The sequence below is a fragment of the Mucilaginibacter sp. UYP27 genome (assembly GCF_040547175.1).
Taxonomy (GTDB): Bacteria; Bacteroidota; Bacteroidia; order Sphingobacteriales; family Sphingobacteriaceae; genus Mucilaginibacter.
In genome coordinates, this window is the sequence record NZ_JBEPPE010000003.1 from 23140 (window position 1) to 45194 (window position 22055).

The 22055-nt window shown below is 44.1% G+C and carries 20 protein-coding genes; 8 read left to right on the forward strand and 12 right to left on the reverse strand.

Annotated elements, in window-relative coordinates; genetic code table 11:
- The first annotated feature begins 25 nt into the window (after positions 1 to 25).
- Entirely contained in the window at positions 26 to 634 is a 609-nt protein-coding gene (locus tag ABIB39_RS11715) for a porin family protein (protein ID WP_354430156.1), read from the forward strand.
- A gap of 61 nt (positions 635 to 695) precedes the next feature.
- On the opposite strand, the gene ABIB39_RS11720 is transcribed toward ABIB39_RS11715, so the two are convergent.
- From ABIB39_RS11720 to ABIB39_RS11730, 3 genes are read right to left on the reverse strand one after another with little or no spacing between them, the layout of a single operon-like run.
- Entirely contained in the window at positions 696 to 1295 is a 600-nt protein-coding gene (locus tag ABIB39_RS11720) for a bifunctional nuclease family protein (protein ID WP_354430158.1), read from the reverse strand.
- A 36-nt stretch (positions 1296 to 1331) separates the two neighbouring features.
- Positions 1332 to 2309, reverse strand: coding sequence for an electron transfer flavoprotein subunit alpha/FixB family protein (locus tag ABIB39_RS11725; RefSeq protein ID WP_354430161.1), 978 nt, complete (start codon positions 2307 to 2309; stop codon positions 1332 to 1334).
- A 28-nt stretch (positions 2310 to 2337) separates the two neighbouring features.
- Positions 2338 to 3078 carry an electron transfer flavoprotein subunit beta/FixA family protein gene (locus tag ABIB39_RS11730; RefSeq protein WP_354430163.1) on the reverse strand — a complete coding sequence of 247 codons (741 nt, stop codon included), beginning with the start codon at positions 3076 to 3078 and terminating at the stop codon, positions 2338 to 2340.
- A gap of 76 nt (positions 3079 to 3154) precedes the next feature.
- Between ABIB39_RS11730 and ABIB39_RS11735 the strand changes: the two genes are divergently transcribed.
- Complete coding sequence (locus ABIB39_RS11735) at positions 3155 to 3496, forward strand: tetratricopeptide repeat protein (RefSeq protein WP_354430165.1); 342 nt, start codon at positions 3155 to 3157, stop codon at positions 3494 to 3496.
- A gap of 116 nt (positions 3497 to 3612) precedes the next feature.
- On the opposite strand, the gene dnaB is transcribed toward ABIB39_RS11735, so the two are convergent.
- A complete protein-coding gene (gene dnaB / locus ABIB39_RS11740) occupies positions 3613 to 5178 on the reverse strand; it encodes a replicative DNA helicase (protein ID WP_354430167.1) in 1566 nt (521 codons plus the stop codon).
- A gap of 282 nt (positions 5179 to 5460) precedes the next feature.
- On the opposite strand from dnaB, the gene rlmB reads away from it, so the two are divergent.
- Positions 5461 to 6231 (forward strand): 23S rRNA (guanosine(2251)-2'-O)-methyltransferase RlmB, encoded by a 771-nt coding sequence (rlmB, locus tag ABIB39_RS11745; protein ID WP_354430169.1) that lies wholly within the window; start codon positions 5461 to 5463, stop codon positions 6229 to 6231.
- A 128-nt stretch (positions 6232 to 6359) separates the two neighbouring features.
- Here the strand turns inward: rlmB and ABIB39_RS11750 are convergent, their stop codons facing one another.
- The gene (locus ABIB39_RS11750) at positions 6360 to 7445 is read right to left on the reverse strand and encodes a mannose-1-phosphate guanylyltransferase (RefSeq protein WP_354430171.1); all 1086 of its coding nucleotides are present in this window, start codon (positions 7443 to 7445) and stop codon (positions 6360 to 6362) included.
- A gap of 243 nt (positions 7446 to 7688) precedes the next feature.
- On the opposite strand from ABIB39_RS11750, the gene recQ reads away from it, so the two are divergent.
- Positions 7689 to 9881 (forward strand): DNA helicase RecQ, encoded by a 2193-nt coding sequence (gene recQ, locus ABIB39_RS11755; RefSeq protein WP_354430807.1) that lies wholly within the window; start codon positions 7689 to 7691, stop codon positions 9879 to 9881.
- A gap of 74 nt (positions 9882 to 9955) precedes the next feature.
- Here recQ and ABIB39_RS11760 read toward each other — a convergent pair whose 3' ends face one another.
- Entirely contained in the window at positions 9956 to 11824 is a 1869-nt protein-coding gene (locus ABIB39_RS11760; RefSeq protein ID WP_354430173.1) for an OmpA family protein, read from the reverse strand.
- 75 nt (positions 11825 to 11899) lie between these two features.
- Positions 11900 to 12523, reverse strand: a complete 624-nt coding sequence (locus tag ABIB39_RS11765) for a 7-carboxy-7-deazaguanine synthase QueE (RefSeq protein ID WP_354430175.1) — start codon at positions 12521 to 12523, stop codon at positions 11900 to 11902.
- A gap of 199 nt (positions 12524 to 12722) precedes the next feature.
- Between ABIB39_RS11765 and ABIB39_RS11770 the strand changes: the two genes are divergently transcribed.
- The gene (locus ABIB39_RS11770) at positions 12723 to 13523 is read left to right on the forward strand and encodes a hypothetical protein (RefSeq protein ID WP_354430177.1); all 801 of its coding nucleotides are present in this window, start codon (positions 12723 to 12725) and stop codon (positions 13521 to 13523) included.
- 8 nt (positions 13524 to 13531) lie between these two features.
- Positions 13532 to 13867 carry a Rieske (2Fe-2S) protein gene (locus ABIB39_RS11775; protein WP_354430179.1) on the forward strand — a complete coding sequence of 112 codons (336 nt, stop codon included), beginning with the start codon at positions 13532 to 13534 and terminating at the stop codon, positions 13865 to 13867.
- A gap of 40 nt (positions 13868 to 13907) precedes the next feature.
- Here ABIB39_RS11775 and ABIB39_RS11780 read toward each other — a convergent pair whose 3' ends face one another.
- From ABIB39_RS11780 to ABIB39_RS11795, 4 genes are all read right to left on the reverse strand, one after another.
- Positions 13908 to 14789 carry a bifunctional 5,10-methylenetetrahydrofolate dehydrogenase/5,10-methenyltetrahydrofolate cyclohydrolase gene (locus ABIB39_RS11780; RefSeq protein ID WP_354430181.1) on the reverse strand — a complete coding sequence of 294 codons (882 nt, stop codon included), beginning with the start codon at positions 14787 to 14789 and terminating at the stop codon, positions 13908 to 13910.
- A gap of 88 nt (positions 14790 to 14877) precedes the next feature.
- Entirely contained in the window at positions 14878 to 16665 is a 1788-nt protein-coding gene (lepA, locus tag ABIB39_RS11785) for a translation elongation factor 4 (protein WP_354430183.1), read from the reverse strand.
- A gap of 314 nt (positions 16666 to 16979) precedes the next feature.
- A complete protein-coding gene (locus ABIB39_RS11790; protein ID WP_354430185.1) occupies positions 16980 to 18608 on the reverse strand; it encodes a hypothetical protein in 1629 nt (542 codons plus the stop codon).
- Positions 18609 to 18709: 101 nt separating this feature from the next.
- Entirely contained in the window at positions 18710 to 19234 is a 525-nt protein-coding gene (locus tag ABIB39_RS11795; protein ID WP_354430187.1) for a DinB family protein, read from the reverse strand.
- A 142-nt stretch (positions 19235 to 19376) separates the two neighbouring features.
- On the opposite strand from ABIB39_RS11795, the gene ABIB39_RS11800 reads away from it, so the two are divergent.
- Positions 19377 to 19958, forward strand: coding sequence for a hypothetical protein (locus ABIB39_RS11800; protein ID WP_354430189.1), 582 nt, complete (start codon positions 19377 to 19379; stop codon positions 19956 to 19958).
- Position 19959: 1 nt separating this feature from the next.
- Positions 19960 to 20610: a hypothetical protein gene (locus ABIB39_RS11805; RefSeq protein ID WP_354430191.1), complete on the forward strand. Its 651-nt coding sequence runs from the start codon at positions 19960 to 19962 to the stop codon at positions 20608 to 20610.
- Positions 20611 to 20738: 128 nt separating this feature from the next.
- On the opposite strand, the gene ABIB39_RS11810 is transcribed toward ABIB39_RS11805, so the two are convergent.
- Positions 20739 to 22040, reverse strand: coding sequence for a DEAD/DEAH box helicase (locus ABIB39_RS11810; RefSeq protein ID WP_354430193.1), 1302 nt, complete (start codon positions 22038 to 22040; stop codon positions 20739 to 20741).
- Positions 22041 to 22055 lie beyond the last annotated feature (15 nt).

Consider the following 22055-nt stretch of genomic DNA (forward strand, 5'->3'; position numbering starts at 1 on the left):
TCTTCGCCAAACTAAATCTTAATTCATGAATAAATTTTTTACGACCCTTATTGCGGTATGTGCAATTTCTACAGCTGCATTTTCTCAAACAAAAGGTACAACACAATTTGGTATCCAGGTAGGTTACAACGCCACAACGGTTACAGCCAGTGGCTATACCAACACTGACTACCGCAGTGGTTTTAATGCCGGCATCGTGATGGATCACTACTTTTCTGACAGCTGGAGCTTTAAAGCAAAAGCTCTTTACGACCAAAAAGGCTGGAACAATGGTTACGTAATTACACCTGCAGGTACTACTTTTACCAATTTTAAGGTTGATTACGTGAGTATCCCCCTTATGGCTAACTGGCATTTTGGCCGTACCAAAAACTGGTACTTAAACTTTGGCCCGTATGTTGGCGTTTTATTAAACGCTAAAGAAAGTGCCGGCGGCACAGACTTTAAAGATTATTTTAATAGTACCGACGTGGGTTTAGATTTAGGCATCGGTGTAAAATTCCCAGTTACAAATACTACCAGATTCTTTATTGAACTTAACGGCGCCGGCGGGATTACCGATATGGTAAAAAATAACACAGGCCCGGTATTAAGAAACAGTGCATCGTCAGTAAACATTGGTTTCGCATTCTAATAAGAAAATTACCATTTAAAAGAAAAGGAGAATATCGGTTAGATATCCTCCTTTTTTAGTTTTATGACGATTTCCTCTTGGTGAGCTCGTCCCGTATTTTGGCTGCTTTTTCGTAAGCCTCTTCGGATAGTGCCTGTTGCAACATCGTTTTAAGCTCATCCTCACTCAATGTTGTGTAAGTGCCGGTAGCTGATGAATGTGTTTTTTCCTCCGGGGTTTCGCTGATATTTTCCAGGTAAACAAAATCATTTCCTTCTATAACGATGCCGGCTGTAGATAGTATAAACTCGTAAGTGTAAATAGGGCACTCAAACCTTACCGATACCGCAATGGCATCAGAGGTACGCGCATCTATTTCCACCGTTTTTTTACCGTCGAAACATATAAGTTTGGAGTAGAAGATCCCATCTACCAGGTTATAAATAATAATCTCCTGCACAGTAATGTTAAATGCCTGGCCCAAACTCTTGAATAAATCATGGGTTAGGGGGCGGCTTGGCGTCATCTTTTCTATCTCTATGGCTATGGCCTGCGCCTCAAAACTACCTATAATGATAGGCAACCTGCGGCGGCCGCTAATTTCGCCCAATACCAATGCGTATGCGCCCGACTGGGTTTGGCTGTAGGAAAGGCCTACAATATCCAGTTTAATCTTTTTCATGTCGTTACCCATCACAGCGATATCTTATCTTATTTTTTAGGCTGATGCTTTATACTCTTTAACAGCAGCAATTAATTTTGGCAATACTTCAAACGCGTCGCCAACTATACCGTAATCAGCTACCTTAAAAAACGGCGCTTCGGCATCTTTGTTTATCACCACAATAACTTTTGAAGAACTAACCCCGGCAAGGTGCTGAATAGCGCCCGAAATGCCTATCGCAATATACAAATTTGGACTGACAGCTATGCCCGTTTGCCCAACATGTTCGCTATGTGGCCTCCAACCGGAGTCTGATACCGGTTTCGAACAAGCAGTAGCCGCGCCCAACAAATCGGCAAGCTCTTCTATCATCCCCCAGTTCTCGGGGCCTTTCATCCCACGTCCTGCTGATACAACGATCTCCGCATCGGGTAATGATACCTTATCTGTAGAGCGTACAATATCCTTGATCATCTCTTTGAAGTCGGATGCGTTGGCTTCCACATTAAAGTCTTCAACAGGGGCAGCAACGCCACCGTCAACCACTTTGTAAGCGTTTGGTGTAAGAGCGATAACTTTATTGGCCGATGTCAACTCCACAACGGCAAATGCTTTACCTGAGAAGGCTGTTTTTTTAACTGTGAATTTTCCATCTTTCAATTCCGGCAGGGCAACGGCACCATCGGCAACGCCCGCTTGCAGCTTTACACCCAAACGAGGGGCAAGGCCACGGCCGCTGAACGAGTTTGACAGCACCACAATATCGGCACCATTGGCTTTGGCAACCTCGGCAATTACTGATGCGTAAGCCTGGTTGACGAAATTCTTCAACTTATCGTTGCTCACCTTCAATACCTTTTCGGCTCCGTATTTGCCTAAGGCGGCTAATTCGTCGTTAGCAACATTGCCAATAGATATGGCAATTAGGTTGGTGTTATTTTGAGCGGCAATTGCTTTGGCGTATGATACAGCTTCAAAAGTCGATTTTTTGAATTTGCCGGCCGCGTTTTCCGCGTATATTAAAACTGACATAGTGGAATGTTAATGTTAAAACCTTTAATTATATAACCCTTGCTTCGGTATGTAACAAGTCTACCAGTTTGGCGGTGTCATCTGCCGAAACCAAATTCACCTGACCGCGTGGGGCAGGGGTTTCATAACTGATGATCTCTGATAAAGTTTTCACTTCAACAGGCTCTACTACTGTTAGTGGTTTGCTACGGGCACCCATAATACCACGCATATTGGGTATTTTAGGCTCGGCGACTCCTTCGGCACAACCGGCTACAAACGGGAACGGGATGGTCAACACTTCTTTACCGCCTTCAATTTCACGTTCAACTGTTGCTTCGCTATCGGTAGCATCCAGTTTTTTGATTATGGATACCGATGGCAGGTCGAGCATTTCGCCAAGCATACCGGCAACTTTAGAACCATTGTAGTCGATAGACTCGCGGCCTGTCAATATCAGGTCGAAGGGATTTTTCTTCACGTATTCAGCTACCTGGTATGCAACATAAAAGGCATCGTGCGCTTTCGCGTTTATCCGTACCGCATCAGTAGCGCCAATGGCTAATGCCTTGCGGATGGTAGGCTCGGTATTGGCTTCGCCAACGTTGATAACAGTTACGCTGCCTTTGCCGCCGTCGGTTAGTTCAATAGCGCGTGCAAGGGCAATTTCATCGTAAGGGTTTAAAATGAACTGAACACCATTCGTATTAAATTGGGTGTTATTATCAGTAAAGGTTATTTTTGTAGTGGTATCCGGAACATTGCTGATACATACCAGTATTTTGCTCATTATAATTGGTTTATATTTTTACAGGTATTTGTAATTAGGACACTGCAAATTTAAGTTAAAAAAGAGAGAGTTTAAAATGGATACAAGCAGATTAGATAAGCTATTGGCGTTTATACAGAACGAACCCGAAGATGAATTTTTAAAATACGCGCTGGCTACTGAATACCTGCGACTTAACTATAGCGAGAAGGCGCTTAGCTATTACGAAGACCTGGTGAACAACCACCCCGGTTACACCGGCACTTACTATCACCTCGGCAAATTATACGAAGCCCTTAACCGTAAAGATGATGCCATAACCACCTACGAGAAAGGCATGGAGATAACCAAAGCCAAACGAGATATGCACGCCTTTAGCGAATTGCAATCTGTTTACAGATCGGCGAAGGGATTTGAAGAAGACGATGATGATTATTGAGTATAAATAATCAAGATATAAGAATCGAGAGCCAGGAAAAAACAAAAAGCCCGTTTAATAATTAAACGGGCTTTACTGTTATTTAAAGTCTTGGCTCTTGATTCTTTTACACTTTCTTAAAACGGCGGTTCATCCTCCATATCATCCATGCGTGATGGGCGGATAATGAAGTTGCTTGGTTTGGTGTCGAAATCTTGTGAAGGGTTTATACCTGCAAAGGCATTATTGGCAGGTACCGGGAAGCTATCCATTCCCTGGTCAAGATCCGTGAATTTTACATACTTACCAACGAATTTCAACCTGACTTTACCCGTTTCGCCATTACGGTGCTTAGCGATAATGATCTCGCCAACGCCCTGGGTAGGGTTGTTGTCTTCATCCACATCCAGTCCGTAGTACTCTGGGCGGTAAAGGAACAATACCATATCCGCATCCTGCTCGATAGAGCCCGACTCACGTAAATCTGATAACATCGGCCTTTTAGAACCACCCGGCCTGTTCTCTACCGCACGGCTTAACTGCGATAGCGCGATAACCGGTACGTTCAATTCTTTAGCAACGGTTTTAAGCGCACGCGAGATACTACCAATTTCCTGCTCGCGGTTACCGCCACCACCTTTACCTTCGGCCTTGCCCTGCATTAGCTGCAAGTAGTCAATGATAATCAATTGAATATCGTGCTGAGATTTTAAACGGCGGCACTTAGCGCGGAACTCAAAAATATTTAACGACGGGGTATCATCGATGATAAGCGGGGCAGCTTCTAAACGGCCAATTTTAGAGTGGATCTGCTGCCATTCCCATTCTTCCAAAGTACCCTTACGGATCTTCTCCTGCTCTATTTCGGTTTCACCGGATATCAAACGATTAACCAATTGTACCGACGACATTTCCAGCGAGAACACGACTACCGGTTTGTCAAAATCAACCGCGGCATTACGTGCACAGCTTAGTACAAAGGCTGTTTTACCCATTGCGGGGCGGGCAGCTATAATAACCAGGTCGGATTTTTGCCAGCCCGACGTCATACGGTCAAGATCTGTAAAGCCGGATGGAACGCCCGTTAAACCATCTTTTTTGTCTTTCAGTGCTTCAATATCTTTTAATGCCTCATGCACCAAATCGTCCATTTTGCGCGAATCGCGGCGAAGGTTGTTCTGGGCTATCTCAAAAAGGTTTTTCTCGGCCTTGTCAAGCATTTCCAGTACATCACTGGTATCCTCATATGCTGAGTTTATTACATCTGTGGAGATGCGGATCAGCTCGCGCTGAATGTATTTTTGGATAATGATACGCGAGTGGTACTCAATGTTGGCGGCAGATGCTACACGATTGGTTAACTCGGTAATATAGTAGGCCCCGCCAATCATTTCCAGTTCGCCTTGCTGGCGTAACTGCGCGGTAACCGTAAGGATATCTACCGGTGATGTTTTCTCGAACAGTACGGCAATGGCGTTAAATATCTTTTGGTGCTTAACCTCGTAAAAAACCTCGGGTTTTAATACATCTATAACGGATGAAAGGGCGTCTTTTTCAAGCATCAGGGCGCCAAGCACGGCCTCTTCAAGGTCTAACGCTTGTGGCTGTAGCTTGCCATTGCCGGCAAAAGGTTGCGGATTTGTGATCCTGCTTCTACGGTCGGTGTTCAGTTTATAATTAGGGGAGTCGTTCTCAAAATTCATGACGAACAAAAATATATAAAATATGGTCTTAGCTGTTTTTTAAATGATTAACAACAGAGTTATCAACATAACGAAAACATTACCAGTGCTATAAATTTCAACGGTGATAATTAACATCGCATGTGTATAACGTGTTAATATCGTTGTAAGTATCTCATTTACACAGGTGTTGATAAATGTAGCCGCTTGTTAAGTATTGTTAACACTTCAATCGCCCCTTCAACTTAGATAACTATAAAATGAGTTAATATCCCTACTTTTGACGAAATAATTTTATTAAAAATGGCATATAATTCTAAACCTCCGCCACGCGAAGGCAATCAGATGGTTTTTGGTATAAGGGCAGTGATTGAAGCGATATTGGCAGGTAAAGAAATTGAATCGTTATATATACAACGCGGCCTTGGCGGCGGCTTAATAAACGAACTTAAAGACGTACTGAACGAATATCGACTAACTGCGCAGCAGGTACCGGTAGAAAAGCTGAACCGCATCACCATGAAAAACCATCAGGGTGCTATCGCGTTCATTTCGCCCATCATCTATCAAAAGATAGAGAACATTATCCCGGAAGTATTTGAAAGGGGCGAAGTGCCTCTGATTTTGGTACTGGATAGTATTACCGATGTGCGCAACATGGGTGCTATTGCCCGTACAGCAGAATGCGCGGGTGTGCATGCCATCGTTATCCCGGGCAAAGGCTCGGCACAGATAAACCCCGATGCCATCAAGACATCGGCAGGTGCATTGTACAAGATCCCGGTTTGCCGCCATGATAATTTTATGCAGACGGTTAAATTTCTCCAGGAATCGGGCTTGCAGTTGGTTTGCTGTACCGAAAAAACCAACGACTATATCTATACACCGGATTATACCGCGCCAACGGCCATCATTATGGGCTCCGAAGAAGATGGCATCCGTAACGAGATCATCCGCATTAGCGACCATCTTGCCAAGATTCCCATGTTCGGCGAAATAGAATCGCTTAACGTATCTGTATCAACAGGAGTGATACTTTATGAGGCGATTAGGCAGCGCGAAGCACTTAAATAGAATCAAGACGAGACTATAATAAATAAAGAAGCCCGACTATCATTTTAGTCGGGCTTCCTTATTTATTTACTTTTTTCACTTGAATCTTATGTTTTTTTCTCTTGAATCTAACAGTCTTGCTCTCTTCCCTAAATATATTTCGTCCCAAACTTGCTTTTCACATCAGCAACAACTTGTTTGATATTTTGCTCCTGGTCGCGCGGGCAGATCAGGAGGGAGTTATTTGACTCTACCACGATATAATCATGCAGGCCTTGCAATATCACCAGTTTATCGCCGGGTACATTCACCATACAATTGCTGCTATCGTACATAATTACCTTTTCTGACGGTATAACGGCGTTACCTACGTAATCCTTATCGGCAAGCTGATAAATGGATGCCCAGGTACCCAGGTCGCTCCAGCCAAATTCTGACGGCAGTACGTAAACATTTGATGCCTTTTCCATGATGCCATAATCAATAGAAATATTTATACAACGCTGGTAAACCTTATGTACAAATGCTTTTTCCTCGTCGGTATTGTAAACCGAACGGGCTTCAGCGAAAATCTCGTGCATCTCAGGCAGATGGCTATCAAACGATGCTACAATAGCCTTTGCTGACCATACAAAAATACCGGCGTTCCAAAGGAAATCCCCGCTTTGAATAAATGTTTTAGCGATCTCAACAGTTGGTTTCTCAGTAAATGTTTTTACCTTATGGAAATCGTCGTTAAGGGTTTGATCGGTGTATTGGATGTAACCATAACCCGTATCAGGCCTTGATGGTTTAATACCCAGCGTTATAAGGCAATTATTTTCAGTAGCGGTTTTTAAAGATTTTTCAATGGTGGCCACAAAAGCAGCTTCGTCAAGTATCAGGTGATCTGATGGTGCCACCACAATAGCGGCTTCAGGGTTCATGCTTTCAATTTTAAAACAACCGTAAGCCACGCAAGGGGCGGTGTTACGCATAACGGGTTCGGTCAGTATCTGCTGATCTGCCATGCCCGGTAATTGTTCTTTAACAAGGCCTGTATAATTTTCGTTGGTTACAACGTATATATTTTCGGGAGGGCAAACTTTTAGGAAGCGATCATAAGTATTTTGGATAAGCGTTTTGCCGGTTCCCAAAATATCTATGAACTGTTTTGGGTGCGATGTTCTGCTGATTGGCCAAAAACGACTGCCAATTCCGCCTGCCATAATAATGGCGTAGTAATTTTTATTCATTGTGTGTGTTGTAGATTTTAATTTGGCAAATCCGTGCTAAATATGTGCATTAATTTGTAAATTTATTAAAGTGTAAAACTAAAATATTTCTATCCGCATTTTACCAATTTTAAAAGCGATAAATAAACAAATTGTTTTTAATCAAATAATCATTTTAGTATAAAATTTTTAATGAAACCAACCGTTTATTTATAAATTTTTGTTATTTTGAACCATAATTTCCAAAAGTACAAGTAAATAATGATAGAGACTAAGAAGTCGCTTTTTGATAACCTGCAAAATTTTTTCGGGTTTGATAACTTCAAAGGGGAGCAAGAAGCGATCATCACTAATATTTTAGCGGGTAACGATACCTTTGTGATAATGCCTACCGGTGGTGGCAAATCCATGTGTTATCAATTGCCGGCACTCATGAGCGAGGGCACTGCGATTGTGATCTCCCCGCTTATCGCGCTAATGAAAAACCAGGTAGATCAGCTAAGGGCCTTCGGAGGCTCGGACAGTATAGCACATTTTTTAAATTCATCTCTTACCAAGGCAGATATTTTAAGGGTTAAGGACGATGTACTGAGTGGCAAAACAAAGCTGCTTTACGTAGCACCCGAGTCGTTGACCAAGCAAGAGAACGTTGACTTTTTAAGGCTTAACCAAGTATCATTTGTGGCCGTTGATGAGGCGCACTGTATCTCGGAATGGGGGCATGATTTCCGTCCTGAATACCGCAAGATCCGCCAGGTGATCAGCAATATTGGTGACAATATCCCCATTATCGCCCTTACCGCTACGGCAACACCAAAAGTACAGCAGGATATTCAAAAGAACCTGCAAATGAATAACGCCACGGTTTACAAATCATCGTTTAACCGTAATAACCTTTTTTACGAGGTTAGGGCGAAGCGTAACGCTATAAAAGAAATCGTAAAGTTTGTTAAGCAAAACCAGGGCAAATCGGGCATTATCTATTGCCTTAGCCGTAAAAAGGTGGAGGAAGTGGCCGAAGCGCTGAGCCTTAACGGCGTAAAAGCATTACCATACCACGCCGGTTTAGACCCAAAAGTACGTGCCGATACGCAGGACAAATTCCTTATGGAAGATGTTGACGTTATTGTGGCTACGATCGCCTTCGGGATGGGGATCGATAAACCGGATGTGAGGTATGTGATACACCACGATATGCCTAAGAGCATGGAAGGCTACTACCAGGAAACCGGTAGGGCAGGCCGTGATGGCGGCGAGGGTGTTTGCGTGGCTTTTTATTCGGGCAAGGATATTGATAAACTGCAGAAGTTTATGAAGGACAAGCCCGTGGCCGAGCGCGAGATTGGTACACAGATACTGAAAGAAGTTATAGATTATGCCGAATCATCGGTATGCCGCCGTAAGCAGCTACTGCATTACTTTGGCGAGAACTTTAATGAAGCGGGTTGTAATAATATGTGCGATAACTGCTGCGGCCCCAAGGTGCATTTTGATGGCGAGGAGCACCTGCACAGGGCCTTAAGCCTTATCAAACAAATTGGCGAGAAATTCGACGATTGCCACATCATCAATATTTTGATGGGTAAAGACGACGCGCAGGTTAAAAACTACGAGCACGATAAACTGGATTACTTTGGCTCGGGCATAGAGCAGGGCGAGAACCTTTGGAACTCGCTGATGCGCCAGGCTTTACTGAACAACTTCCTGTCGAAAGATATTGACCAATACGGTCTGCTGCATCTTACCAAAACCGGTAACGCGTTCATCGATAACCCGTACAGTATCCGCTTCCTGTTAAACCAGGAAATGGGCCCGACAGATGAAGATGAGGCCGAGGATGGGCCTAAACAAGGTGGCGGCGCATTAGATACTGCGTTATTGCAGATGCTTAAGGACCTGCGTAAAAAGCTGGCCAAACAAAAAGGTTTGCCTCCGTTCGTTATCTTCCAGGATCCGTCGTTAGAGGAGATGTGCACGCACTATCCAATAAACACCGAAGAGCTTAAACAGATCTCGGGCGTAGGAGCGGGCAAGGCAATAAAGTTTGGTGCCCCGTTTGTAGACCTGATCAAAAAATACGTAGAGGATAACGATATTGACCGCCCAATTGATATGGTGATCAAAAGTGCCGCCAATAAATCGGCACTTAAAGTTTTCATTATCCAGAATATTGACCGCCATTTAAATTTGGATGATATAGCGGCATCTAAAGGCTTGACTTACGAGGAGATCCTGAAAGAGGTGGAAACCATTGTAAACTCGGGCACCAAACTTAACCTTAACTATTACATCGACGAGATGATTGATGAGGATAAGCAGGAAGAAGTGTACGACTACTTTAAAACCGCCGAAATAGATTCTATCGACGACGCCCTGGCAGAACTTGGTTCTGACGATTACACTCGCGAAGAAGTGCAGCTTATGCGCATCAAATTTATGTCGGAAATAGGAAATTAGGTTGAAGCATAAAGTTAAAGGTCCAAAGTTTAGGCAGATGATCCGCTTAAAGCTTTGGACTTTTTACTTTCAGCTTATTTAGCTATGATCATAAATTCCGTCCTTCTGTTTAACGCGCGGTTATCTTCTGTTGTATTTGGTGCTATGGGTTGTGCTTCACCGTAGCCTTTATAAACCAGGCGGGTTGCTACAACGCCGTTTGCTGATAGGTATTGATAAACCGAATTGGCGCGTTTCTCTGACAGCGTTACGTTAGCTTGCTCGTTACCAACGTTATCGGTGTAACCTGCAATTTCAATCTTCACCGTTTTGTTTAGCTGTAAAAACTCTACCAGTTTTTGCAACTCGGCTTTTGATTCGGCCTTCAGTTCAAATTTATTGGTATCGAAGAAGATGTTCTTCAAGATCACTTTGTTGCCAACTTCAATAGGAGAGAGGAGCACCGAAATATTAAAGGCTTTTTTATCCTTTAAACCTATTAATGAGAAATTATCAGAGTAAAATAGGTAACCTTCTCTCGAAATATTTAAACCGTAGTTTTTACCAGCACCCAACGTCGCCAAAAACGCTCCACCCTCTGCCGAACTATAATCCTGGAATACAGGAGTGTTTTTTTGCAGGTCGATAATCTCAATGGCCGCCTCTAACGGCGCTTTGGTGTTTTTATCAGCAACCGTGCCTTTTACATACGTAACGATGTTAGGGCGCAGGCTAAGCGGCAATTCAAAGGTATATATGTCATACCCGCCAAAACCCTTTAAGTTGTTTGACGAAAAGAACGCATAAGAGCCATTCGCGGTAAGCGTAAGTCCGTTTTCATCCCCGCTGGAGTTGATAGGGTAACCCAGGTTATCGGGCTTGCCCCATTTACTATCCTTACCTAAGCGGCTCACAAAAAGGTCCTTATTGCCCATACCCGGCCAGCCGTTGCTGCAGAAGTAAAAGGTGCTATCGTCGGGGTGAATAAATGGTGATTGCTCATCATAAGCTGTATTGATCTCGGGGCCCATATTTTCGGGCACGCCCCAGCCTTTATCGCTGAGGGACGATTTCCAGATATCATAACCACCGTATCCACCTTTACGATTGCTCACAAAGTATAACGTGCGGCCATCGGCACTAATAGAGGGTTGTGCCTCCCAACCCGAGGTATTCACGGGGTTTCCCAAGCTGAATGGTTTAGCCCAATCGTCGCCTTTTTTTTGCGAAATGTAAATGTCGCACCTGCCTAAACCATCGGGGCGGTTACAGCCGGTAAAAAATAAGTACTTACCATCCTGAGAGATAGATTGCGCGCCTTCATTATACATAGGCGTATTTATCACGTCGCTCAGGTATTCGGCATTTTGCCAGTTATTATTTAACTTAATACTTTTATAAAAATCTTCGTTATTATCTATCTTACGGGTAAATATCAACGTACCCTCATCCGCGGTAGCAACGGGCAAATATTCGTCGGCAGCGGTATTGATTTCGGCACCCATATTTATCGGCACAAAAGCAACAGGGTGGGTTAACGACTGGATGCCGAACTTGCAATCGGCAACTAATTTCTGCGCATACGCCTGGTTTTGTGCGGTAATATTAGGGTAGGTAAGATATTTTTCTAAATGGTGCTGGGCCGGCTCATACATGGCGCTGGTAATTTCTACCTCCCCAATTTTTAAATATATAGATCGGTTGTACTCAGGGTCTAACTCGATAACTTTCAGGAACTGGGCAATTGCCGGCTTATAAATGCGGCGCATCCGCAACACATCGCCTAATTGGGCATGCGCTTCTACAAATTTAGGGTCGGCCTTAATGGCTTGTTCAAGCTGGGTGATAGCCTCATCATACAAATGCTCATCAATGCTTTGGTTAGCTAAAGCGAAGTATTTAATAGCCTCTTTATCCGTAGTAGAATATGGCCTTTGCTGGGCAGATACGCTTACAGATAACATCACCAATAAAATTAACAGAAGATAGGTTTTGCACATTGGGTACTGATACGATAATCAATACACTAAGTTACAATATTAAGGGATATTTAAGTATTTGTGGGTTTGTAAAGATATTTCCCACTGTGGATTTGCCATTACATATTCCACAATAAGAGGGGTCATCTCGGTGTGTTTAGACCACTCGGGCTGTAAATACAATTTGCAGTTTGGGCCAACAAGCTTCGCATTGTGTTCTGCGAAAGCAAAATCCGATTTATTAAAGATGATGACCTTTAATTCGTGCGCCGCATCGGCAACTACTTGCGTGGGTGCTTTAAATTTCTTTGGCGACAGGCATATCCAGTCCCAGTTACCCGAAAGGGGGTAAGCGCCGGATGTTTCTATAAACGTTTTGATACCTTTTTGCTGCAGATTTTGAGTAAGATAACTTAGGTTGTAGATCAGCGGCTCTCCACCTGTTACTACTACCGCTTTAGACGGGAATTTAGTTGCATTATTTACGATGGTGTCAGAGTGGGTAAGCGGGTGTAGTTCGGCATCCCAGCTTTCTTTAACATCGCACCAATGGCAGCCCACATCACAGCCGCCAAGGCGGATAAAATAGGCTGCTTTGCCGGTATTGTATCCCTCTCCCTGTATCGTATAAAACTCTTCCATTAAAGGAAGCAATGTGCCATCTTCCGGAACCTGGTGTGCCATAATAAGGCGCAAAGGTAATCTTTTTGAGGTTAAAGGTAAATGGCATGGGGTAAATGGTGGGAATTGTGAGATTGAACAGATAATAAGGATGTAGTAACATTGTTTGATTTTTCACGCTTTCGCCCTCACCCTTGCGTTTCAACCATATTAACTTTTTGGTTTTCAAGTAAATTAACTAATATTACCTAAATTCTAACGCATGAAGAAAATATACTTACCTGTTGTATTTTTCACCTTCTTTTGCCTTACCTCATGCGTTGACATTGAGGAGCGCTATAATTTTAATCCCGACGGCTCCTGCACCGTTGCCTATGGTTTTGATATGAGCAGGGCGCTCTCGGTTTTAAACGTTTTAATTTCGGATTCGGTGAGGGCAACGCCGCAGTTTAGCCTGGCAAAAGACACCTCCCTAAACTACTTTAGCACCCTGCCAGATAGCATTGTGCGTAAAATGAGTGCCGATGATATCAAAACGGCTAAGAACAGCTCGCTCCATATTGATATGGACCTTACCAAAAATAAGATGAAGGTAAACCTGGATTACCTTGCCAAAACCCCGGCAGAATTGATTTATTACCTGCACCACGTTTCGGCATTTTCGGTAAAAGTGCCGCAACAGGCAGCATTTGCAGGCCCTAATAAAAAAGTGGTTTTGCAACCAGGTGATCTAAAGGATAACAAAAGCGAATATAAAAGTGAACTTTTATTAGGAGGGCAGGATTATTACACTTATGAAATAACCGACCATAAGTTTTCGCGTATCATCAATAAAACCAAATTTAATAATTTCCTGAAAGGGGCGGGTTCTCGATTGGCAATGGCTAAAGCGATGCTGATAGATATGCCTTACAAAATGGTGTTACGTTTTGCCAAGCCTGTAAAAAAGATAAATAACTCAAAAGCGATCCTATCTGCCGACAGGAGACAGGTAACCTTAATTACCAGTATGGACGAGGTAATCAAAAACCCGGCCTTAATGAACTTGCGAATAGATTTCTAAACATACCAATGAAGTGGTACTCAATTCCCGGCATCGAACTTAATGGCCTTCCATTCATTAAAAAAGCAAAAGCGAGTGGTAAGGATATCCTCATCATCGGGTACGAAAACGAACTGTATGCACTTGGCGCAACCTGCCCGCATGCCGGTGCCGAATTAAGTGGCGGCTGGTGTAAGGATGGCAAATTGATTTGCCCGTTCCATAGGTATAATTATGATCTGAAAACTGGCAAAGGCAACCCCGGTCAAAACGATTACATAGATAGCTATGCCATTGAAATCAGAGCGGGAGAGGTATATGTAGGGATCGAAACTTTTTGGGACAAGGTGTTTAACAGTAAGTAAAGCTTCTTACCAATTAACCTAATAAACTACTCACTAAAAATTACGAATAAACTTCTTTATTAGCCGAAGCCAAAGTGTTTTTTAGTAGACCAATGATGGTCATCAAACCTACGCCACCCGGTACGGGGGTTATCCATGATGCTTTTTGTGATACGCCTTCAAAATCAACATCGCCATAAAGCTTATAGCCGGATTTAGTTATGGTTGATGTTTCCCGGTTCATACCAACGTCGATAACTACAACGCCATCTTTCACCATATCGGCAGTAATAAAATTCTTTTTACCGATGGCAACAATCAGGATGTCAGCATCAAGCGTAAACTTTTTAATATCGGGCGTGCGGCTGTGGCAAATGGTTACGGTACAGTTACCCGGAGTAGTATTACGCGCCATCAGGATACTCATTGGCGAGCCCACAATGTTACTGCGGCCAACAACCACGCAATGTTTACCCGCGGTTTCCACGCCATACTCTTTTAGCATCAGGGTGATACCGTAGGGGGTAGCAGGGATAAACGAAGGCAGGTTGCGTTGCATACGGCCCAAATTAACGGGGTGGAAACCATCCACGTCTTTCTTAGGGTCGATGCACTCGGTTACTTTCTCAGGATCGATATGTTTTGGGAGCGGAAGTTGTACGATGATACCGTCGATATCCGCATCAGCATTTAACTCCGCTACTTTTGTAAGCAGTTCATCCTCGCTAACATTATCTTCATAACGTACCAGGGTAGATTTGAAGCCTACCTTTTCGCAGTTCTTCATCTTGCTGGCAACATAAGTTTCGCTGCCCCCATCATGGCCTACCAAAACGGCAACCAAATGTGGTTTGCGGCCCGTGCGCGCTAAAATTTTAGCCGCTTCTTCGGCAATTTCACCTTTAAGTTTTTCTGATACGTATTTTCCGTCGAGTAACTGCATTTTTTATAAAGTCAAGAGTCAGGATAGAGGAGTCAGGAAATAACCGGATCGGTCTTGGTTCCTGGCTCTTGTTTCTCAATTCTAATAATTAATCAAGTTTCAAAACCGCCATGAACGCGCTTTGTGGTATCTCTACGTTACCAACCTGGCGCATGCGTTTTTTACCGGCCTTTTGTTTTTCTAACAATTTACGCTTACGGGATATATCACCACCGTAACATTTGGCGGTAACGTCTTTACGCATCGCCTTAACCGTTTCGCGGGCAATAATTTTTGCACCGATAGACGCCTGTATGATGATTTCAAATTGCTGGCGAGGTAAAAGTTCTTTTAGCTTTTCACAGATCTTTTTACCAAAATCGTATGAGTTGCCGCGGAATATCAACGATGATAAAGCATCAACCGGTTCAGAATTTAGTTTAATATCCAAACGGACAAGATCACTCTGGCGGTAGCCTATCTGGTGGTAATCAAAAGAGGCATAACCTTTTGATATGGTTTTAAGTTTATCGTAAAAATCGAATACGATCTCGCCCATTGGCATCTCGAATACAAGTTCTACACGATCAGAAGTCAGGTACGATTGATTTTTAATAAATCCACGTTTTTGAATACAAAGCGACATTACCGGGCCTACAAATTCGGCTTTGGTAATAATGGTTGCCTTGATGTACGGCTCTTCCACAAAATCTATCCTGCTTGGGTCAGGCAAATCTGAAGGATTATTTACTATTACAGGCTCGCCTTTGGTGCTGTGGGCAATGTATGAAACGTTGGGAACGGTGGTAATAACCGTCATATCAAACTCTCGCTCCAAACGTTCCTGAATGATCTCCATGTGCAGCATACCCAGGAAACCACAACGGAAACCAAAGCCTAATGCTGCCGATGATTCCGGTTCAAAAACCAATGAAGCATCGTTAAGCTGTAATTTGGCCATCGATTCGCGCAGTTCTTCGTAATCCTCGGTATCAACCGGGTAAATACCCGCGAATACCATTGGTTTTACTTCCTCAAAACCCTGAATCCCACCTTCGCAGGGGCGGGCTATGGTAGTAATGGTATCACCAACCTTAACCTCGCGGGATTCTTTTATACCCGAAATAATGTAACCTACATCACCTGTTTTAATAACGTCTTTAGGTTGTTGTTTCAGCTTAAGCGTACCCACTTCTTCAGCAATGTACTGCTTTTCGGTAGCAAAAAATTTTACTTTATCGCCCTTGCGGATCTCGCCATTCACAACTTTAAAGTAAGCCACGATACCGCGGAACGAGTTATAAACCGAATCAAAGATCAAAGCTTGCAAAGGCGCATCCGGGTCGCCTACAGGGGCAGGTACGCGCTCTATAACGGCACGCAGGATGTCAAATACCCCCATCCCGGTTTTACCCGAGGCGGCAAGGATATCTTCGCGTTTGCAACCTATCAGTTCAACTATCTGGTCTTTAACCTCCTCGGGCATGGCGCCGGGCAGGTCCATTTTGTTTAGTACGGGGATAATTTCCAGGTCATTTTCTAACGCTAAGTAAAGGTTAGAAATGGTTTGCGCCTGGATGCCCTGTGCCGCATCTATAATAAGCAATGCGCCCTCGCAGGCTGCTATAGAACGCGATACTTCGTATGAAAAATCTACGTGGCCGGGGGTATCAATTAGGTTCAGGACGTATTTTTGTCCGTCCAGCTCATAATCCATCTGGATGGCATGGCTTTTTATGGTGATGCCACGCTCGCGCTCCAGGTCCATATCATCAAGCAGTTGGGCCTGGCTTTCGCGCTGGGTGATGGTGCCGGTATATTCTAATAACCTATCGGCAAGGGTACTTTTACCGTGGTCAATATGGGCTATTATACAAAAATTACGTATGTGCTTCATTCAGGCGCAAAAATAACTTTTTAAGCGGATAAATTCGTATCTACTTATCAATTATGCGTGGAAAGGGTGGTAGGGGCATAATTAAGGGTAAAAGGCACTGCTTTAAGTTTACTGTCCCACTTTTTGTTACTAACAGCGAGGCAAAGATTTAACACCCTAATTATCAATTGCTTATAAATTTTCGTTTTATTAATTTACCTAAAGTAAAATATTAAATAGTTTATTCATTTATATAATAATCAAAGAGTTGTGTGGTTTTGGCAGGTGTCCCATTTTGACAAAAAACGGTACAGTGTGGGACAGGGTGAGACATCTCATAAAGGGCTATTTAATACCGCCTGCACAAACACGGGCGTTTCGCTTACCTTTACTTTTAACTTGCCATTTACCGTATTCGCTTGCTTGCTTTCCATTGCATCCGCGCCAACTTTTAAGGTATAAATAACACCTTTTTCAGCTCCTTTAAGATCCAGGCTATACTCCGTTTTACGGCCTGCCTGGTCGGGAATGGTTAGTACATAAATGGTATTCGCGCCGCTTTGGTATTTATCAACCAATGGGTCGGCGTTTATGGTGCCTTTGTAAATGTAATTACCCATCAGCTTATTGGTTTGCAAAATATAGTCTGCGGCGGGGCGGCGTTTGGGGCTTACGGCAAGGCCGGATGTAGCGTATTGCTCGGGGTTATTGGGCGTAGCATCAAACAACTGGTAAAAGAAAAGCCGCTGAACCCCGTGGCGCGCGTAGAGCAACGACGAGCGCAAAGTCCAGTCGGCTTGCGTTATTAAGGCAGGTTTATTACCTACTGCAGGCGCTTGCTGATAACTTTCCCGGTTAATGTCGTAACCTGTTTCGGTAACCCAAACCGGTAGTTTTAAACGCTTACCTAATCTAACGAAACCATCGGCCACCTTGCCCGATCCCGAAAGCTCGGGCGCTACACCCGTTGTAGAGGGTTGATGTGTAAATACGCTGCCATCGTTACTGTACAGGTGGTAATTGAGCACATCAAAGCACAGGTTTACGCTACCATCGGCCTTTAAACCCCTGTTGGTTTTGCACCAGGCTACCATCCGCTCAACGTATTTTACATCGGCGGTAGCCAAACCTCCCATTACAACTAACATATTTGGGTCGGCAGTTTTTACCCCGGCGTTATTGCCCAGTGTGCCCCTGTGCCCGTCATAAAAAGCGGATAGGTTTGCGGCATATTCCTCCGGCGACTGGGTGGCTTTATCTCCCTTCCACCAGCGGTCGGGTTCGTTGCCGCACTCTATATACTTGATCAGCCCAAGTCCAATCTTTACCGCATTTACCGGGTCGTTTGTCCAACGTGGGCGGTTATCAACCTTTACAAGTGCTGGGTCTATTTTTGTATTATACCCGTATCGCGCGGCAAACTGAAACGCGGTACGTGCCTGTACTACATAAGATACCGGAAAGCCACGATTAGCGCCAAACGTAACGGGAACATTCTCGTCGTCGCGCTCGTCGGCAGGGTAGGTGTCCATCATCCAAACGGGTAAGTTCTTCAAGTCGGCCAACACCAAAATACTGTCCTGCTTGCAGCGGGCGTACATCACATCATAATACCAGCTGCCGTTATTGGTGGGGTTATAGGTATAGTTACCCCGGGTGTTCTCCAGCTTGTTCCAGTTAAGGTAATGCCTTACCGCGCTAAAGCTTTTGATGAGCGACATATTAGCCTCGTAGATCCGGCTATGATCTTTCTTATTAGCAGGATCCTCCAAAAAATTCCACTCGTAGCTGTTTACGCCAAACATGTTTTTAAAGGGCGTTTGGTTGTTGTCCGCAGTGGATGTATCGCCGGGTTTAAGTAATTGAACAGTATCTTGCACAGCCACGAATCTCTCGCGCGGTTTTAAGTGGCATTTAGAAAGCCCAAGCACCGCGATCATTACCGTACATACTATTTTCACCATATCCGTTGTGCTATTACGCAAAGCGAACAAGATACGCATTAGGTACAAAAAAAGCCATCCCGAGTGACCGGGATGGCTTTTTAGATAAATTTCTCTTCGGTTTAGAAAAGCATTTCTGGCGGCGGGGTGGCACCTTTTAAACGCAGGTAAATGGTGGTTTGGCCGCGGTGATGTGTTTGGTGCTCAAACGCTTTTGATAGCAATAAGCCACGGGTCGACTTCATTTTACCCATCGATGCTTCTTCTTTAAACTGAGCATCCGTCATGCTTTTGATGCTGGCAATAGCAAAATCGTAGCTATCTAAAACCGCTTTGGTGGTAGCCTCTTTGGTTTGGGCTACGGTTTTTTCTAACGATACATCCTTAGCCAACGGGGGCACTTTGCCTGTTGCTGTGGCGATGAAAAAGTAGTTGGCATCGGCAAGGTGAAGCATCTGGCCTGCAAAGGTGCGTACCTCGGGCGTTGCTTTAAAGGTGTAACCATCGGCAGGCATAGCATCTAAATAAGCTTTGGTGTAAGCTTTTGCGCGGGTCCACTCGGCAGCGGTTTCGTCTTTGGTTATCTGTGCAAAAACCGAGGTGCAGGCAAGCGCCATAACGGCTAACAGGAATGATAATTTTTTCATAATAAGGTTAATTTTAGTTTTCGTGATAAAGGTAAATCTTTAGGTGTTAGCTAACAAGCGATTAGAGTTTTTAAAACTAAATGGCGATGCTGCTGTTTAGTGGTGGAAATGTTAACCAACACATTTAGCCCGACCGCCTTATATGAAAAAACTACTCTTTTGCCTTTTTATGCTATCTGCAGGGGCAACCTTTGGCCAGGACGCGCAGATCATTAAAAAAGACTTTGAAACCATCGTTACTTACACCCATCAAAAAAATATGGATAAGGTAATAGACATGACCTATCCGCGCATTTTTACCGTGATGCCCAAAGCACAGATGAAAGCCATGGCAAACGGCATGCTTGATGGTATGGGTATCAAAACCATTTTTGAAGAAGTGCCACTGATGCTACAGCTGAGCCCTGTTAAAAAACTTGCTAATGCTAATATTTGCCTTGGTAAGTACAACCAAAGCATGGTATTAGAATTTAAAAACCCGGCATTGATAGATATGATGACCAAAACCCAAATGCAGGGCACCAGGATTGAAAAGATAAGCGCCAACAAAGTGCGTATGAAAGGCACCCAATACCTGCTTGCCATTAAAGACAGCTACACTGGCAACACCTGGAAATACCTGCGTTACGATGATGAAGATGCAGCTACCAACAGCAAAATCTTATCAAAAGAGATAATAGCCGCAGCCACTCAGCTAAAAACCGCCCTTAAAACCATTAAGTAATATGAAAAAATCTATTTACGCGCTAATGATAATGGCCACAATGGCATCATGCAAAAGCAAAACAAATGATAACGCAGGTACCGATACCGCGAAGAACAAAGCGGAAGAAAGCAAAACATCACCCGATGCCGTGGCTAATAATACGCCTGTAGCCGTAGCGCCGTTTGACATTAATACGATACCTGTTAGCGATAAAGATCCGGGAAAATTCCCGTATGTAGGCCTGCCTGCCAAATATACCTTCGATTATAAGGCCGAAGCCCCGGCCGAAAACATCAATGCTATGGATAAGGAATATTTCGCCGTAAATGGCAAACTGATACCGCAGGAGGGTAAAACCTTTAAAACGCATATCCAGGTACCAAGTGCCGATGGAAAATTTAGCAGCCTAACGGTTGGTAAATACTATGATGAAGCCATTAAGGCCTTAGGTGGCGTGCAGGTAAACAATGTATCTATACCTAAAACGCAGATAGATAGCATTGGCAATAAAGAACTGATTGACAAACACTACGGCCACTCTATCGACTACAACTTATTAGACGATGTAAAGACCTACGTTATCCGAACCAAAGAAAAACAAATTTGGATCCAGATGACGCTAATGAACGGCGAAAGCGGTAATCTGACGGTTTTGGAGAAAACGAATTAATCTATATAGGCTACTTTTGTCATGCTGAACGTAGTGAAGCATCTATTCTACACCCTGCATTTTGCGATTGCAAATTCAATAATAGATCTTCGCTATCGCTCAGGATGACCAGTAGGCGGTAGATCGATCTATACCGATACGTCAATCTTTATCTTCCTGCCTTTTATCTTTTCGTTTTTCACTAATGCTACGGTGCGTTCTATCAGGTGGCGTTTTACAGCCGCGTAGGATGAGTGGTCTAAAACTTCTATCAGGCCAAGGTCTTCTTTTGCCAGTTCGCCTTTTTTAAGCAGCAGGCCTACAATATCAACCTTGTTTATTTTATCTTTTTTACCTGCGGCGATATAAACCGTTGCCCATGGCGATAGCTTCGGTATTACCGTTTTTTCGGGCAGTACCTCTTCTTCGGGGATAGTATCTAAGTAGTCGGGCTTTTCGCCGGGGGCAAGTAATAAGTAGGAGGTACCCGTGGCGTGCATCCGGGCCGTACGGCCGTTGCGGTGAATAAACGCCTCCTGGTTATGCGGCAACTGATAATGCACCACATGCTCTATTTCGGGGATATCCAACCCGCGCGAGGCAAGGTCTGTAGTAACCAAAATATGGTGACTGCCGTTCCTAAATTTTAAGAGCGCACGTTCGCGGTCGTCCTGTTCCATGCCACCGTGGAAAATATCATGCGGCAGGCCCATATCATACAGCAGGTCGCAAATGCGGTCTACCGCTTCGCGGTGGTTACAAAACACAAGGGTAGGCTTATCACTTATCTTACATACTAAAGCAAACAGGGCGTCGAGCCTGTCGGCAGGTTCGCATATCACCACTTTTTGTTTTAGGTCGGGGGTAGATGCGGCGTTGGTCAGGTAATCCAGCTTGGCGGGTCGGTTAACGCCCGTGAACGAAGGGATGGCGTCCATCTGCGTAGCCGATGTAAGAATGCGCTTTTTAAGGTTAGGCAATTCCTTGATGATGTATGACATATCTGTCTGGAAACCAAACTCTAATGATTTATCAAACTCATCCAGTATCAGCGTAGTTATGGTGCTTGTATCAAACGTTTTACGGCGGATGTGATGGCCGATGCGGCCCGGTGTGCCAACTATCACTGCAGGCGGCTGCGACAGGCTGTTCAACTCTATTTTGAGCGGGTGCCCGCCATAAAAGCAATTAATTTTAAACCCGCTGCCCATAGTTCGAAATACCTGCTCAATTTGCAAAGCCAACTCGCGCGATGGCACCATGATCATCACCTGTACGGTATTAATGTTTGCATCCAGCAAATCCAGCAGCGGCAGCAGAAACCCCAGCGTTTTACCCGACCCGGTAGGCGAAAGCAGTATCACGTCGCCTTTTTTAGCGGCGGCAATGGCAGCCTCCTGCATGGGGTTAAGGGCATTTATTTTGAGGTTGGTAAGTGCTTGCTGTATCATAAGCCGCAAAGATAC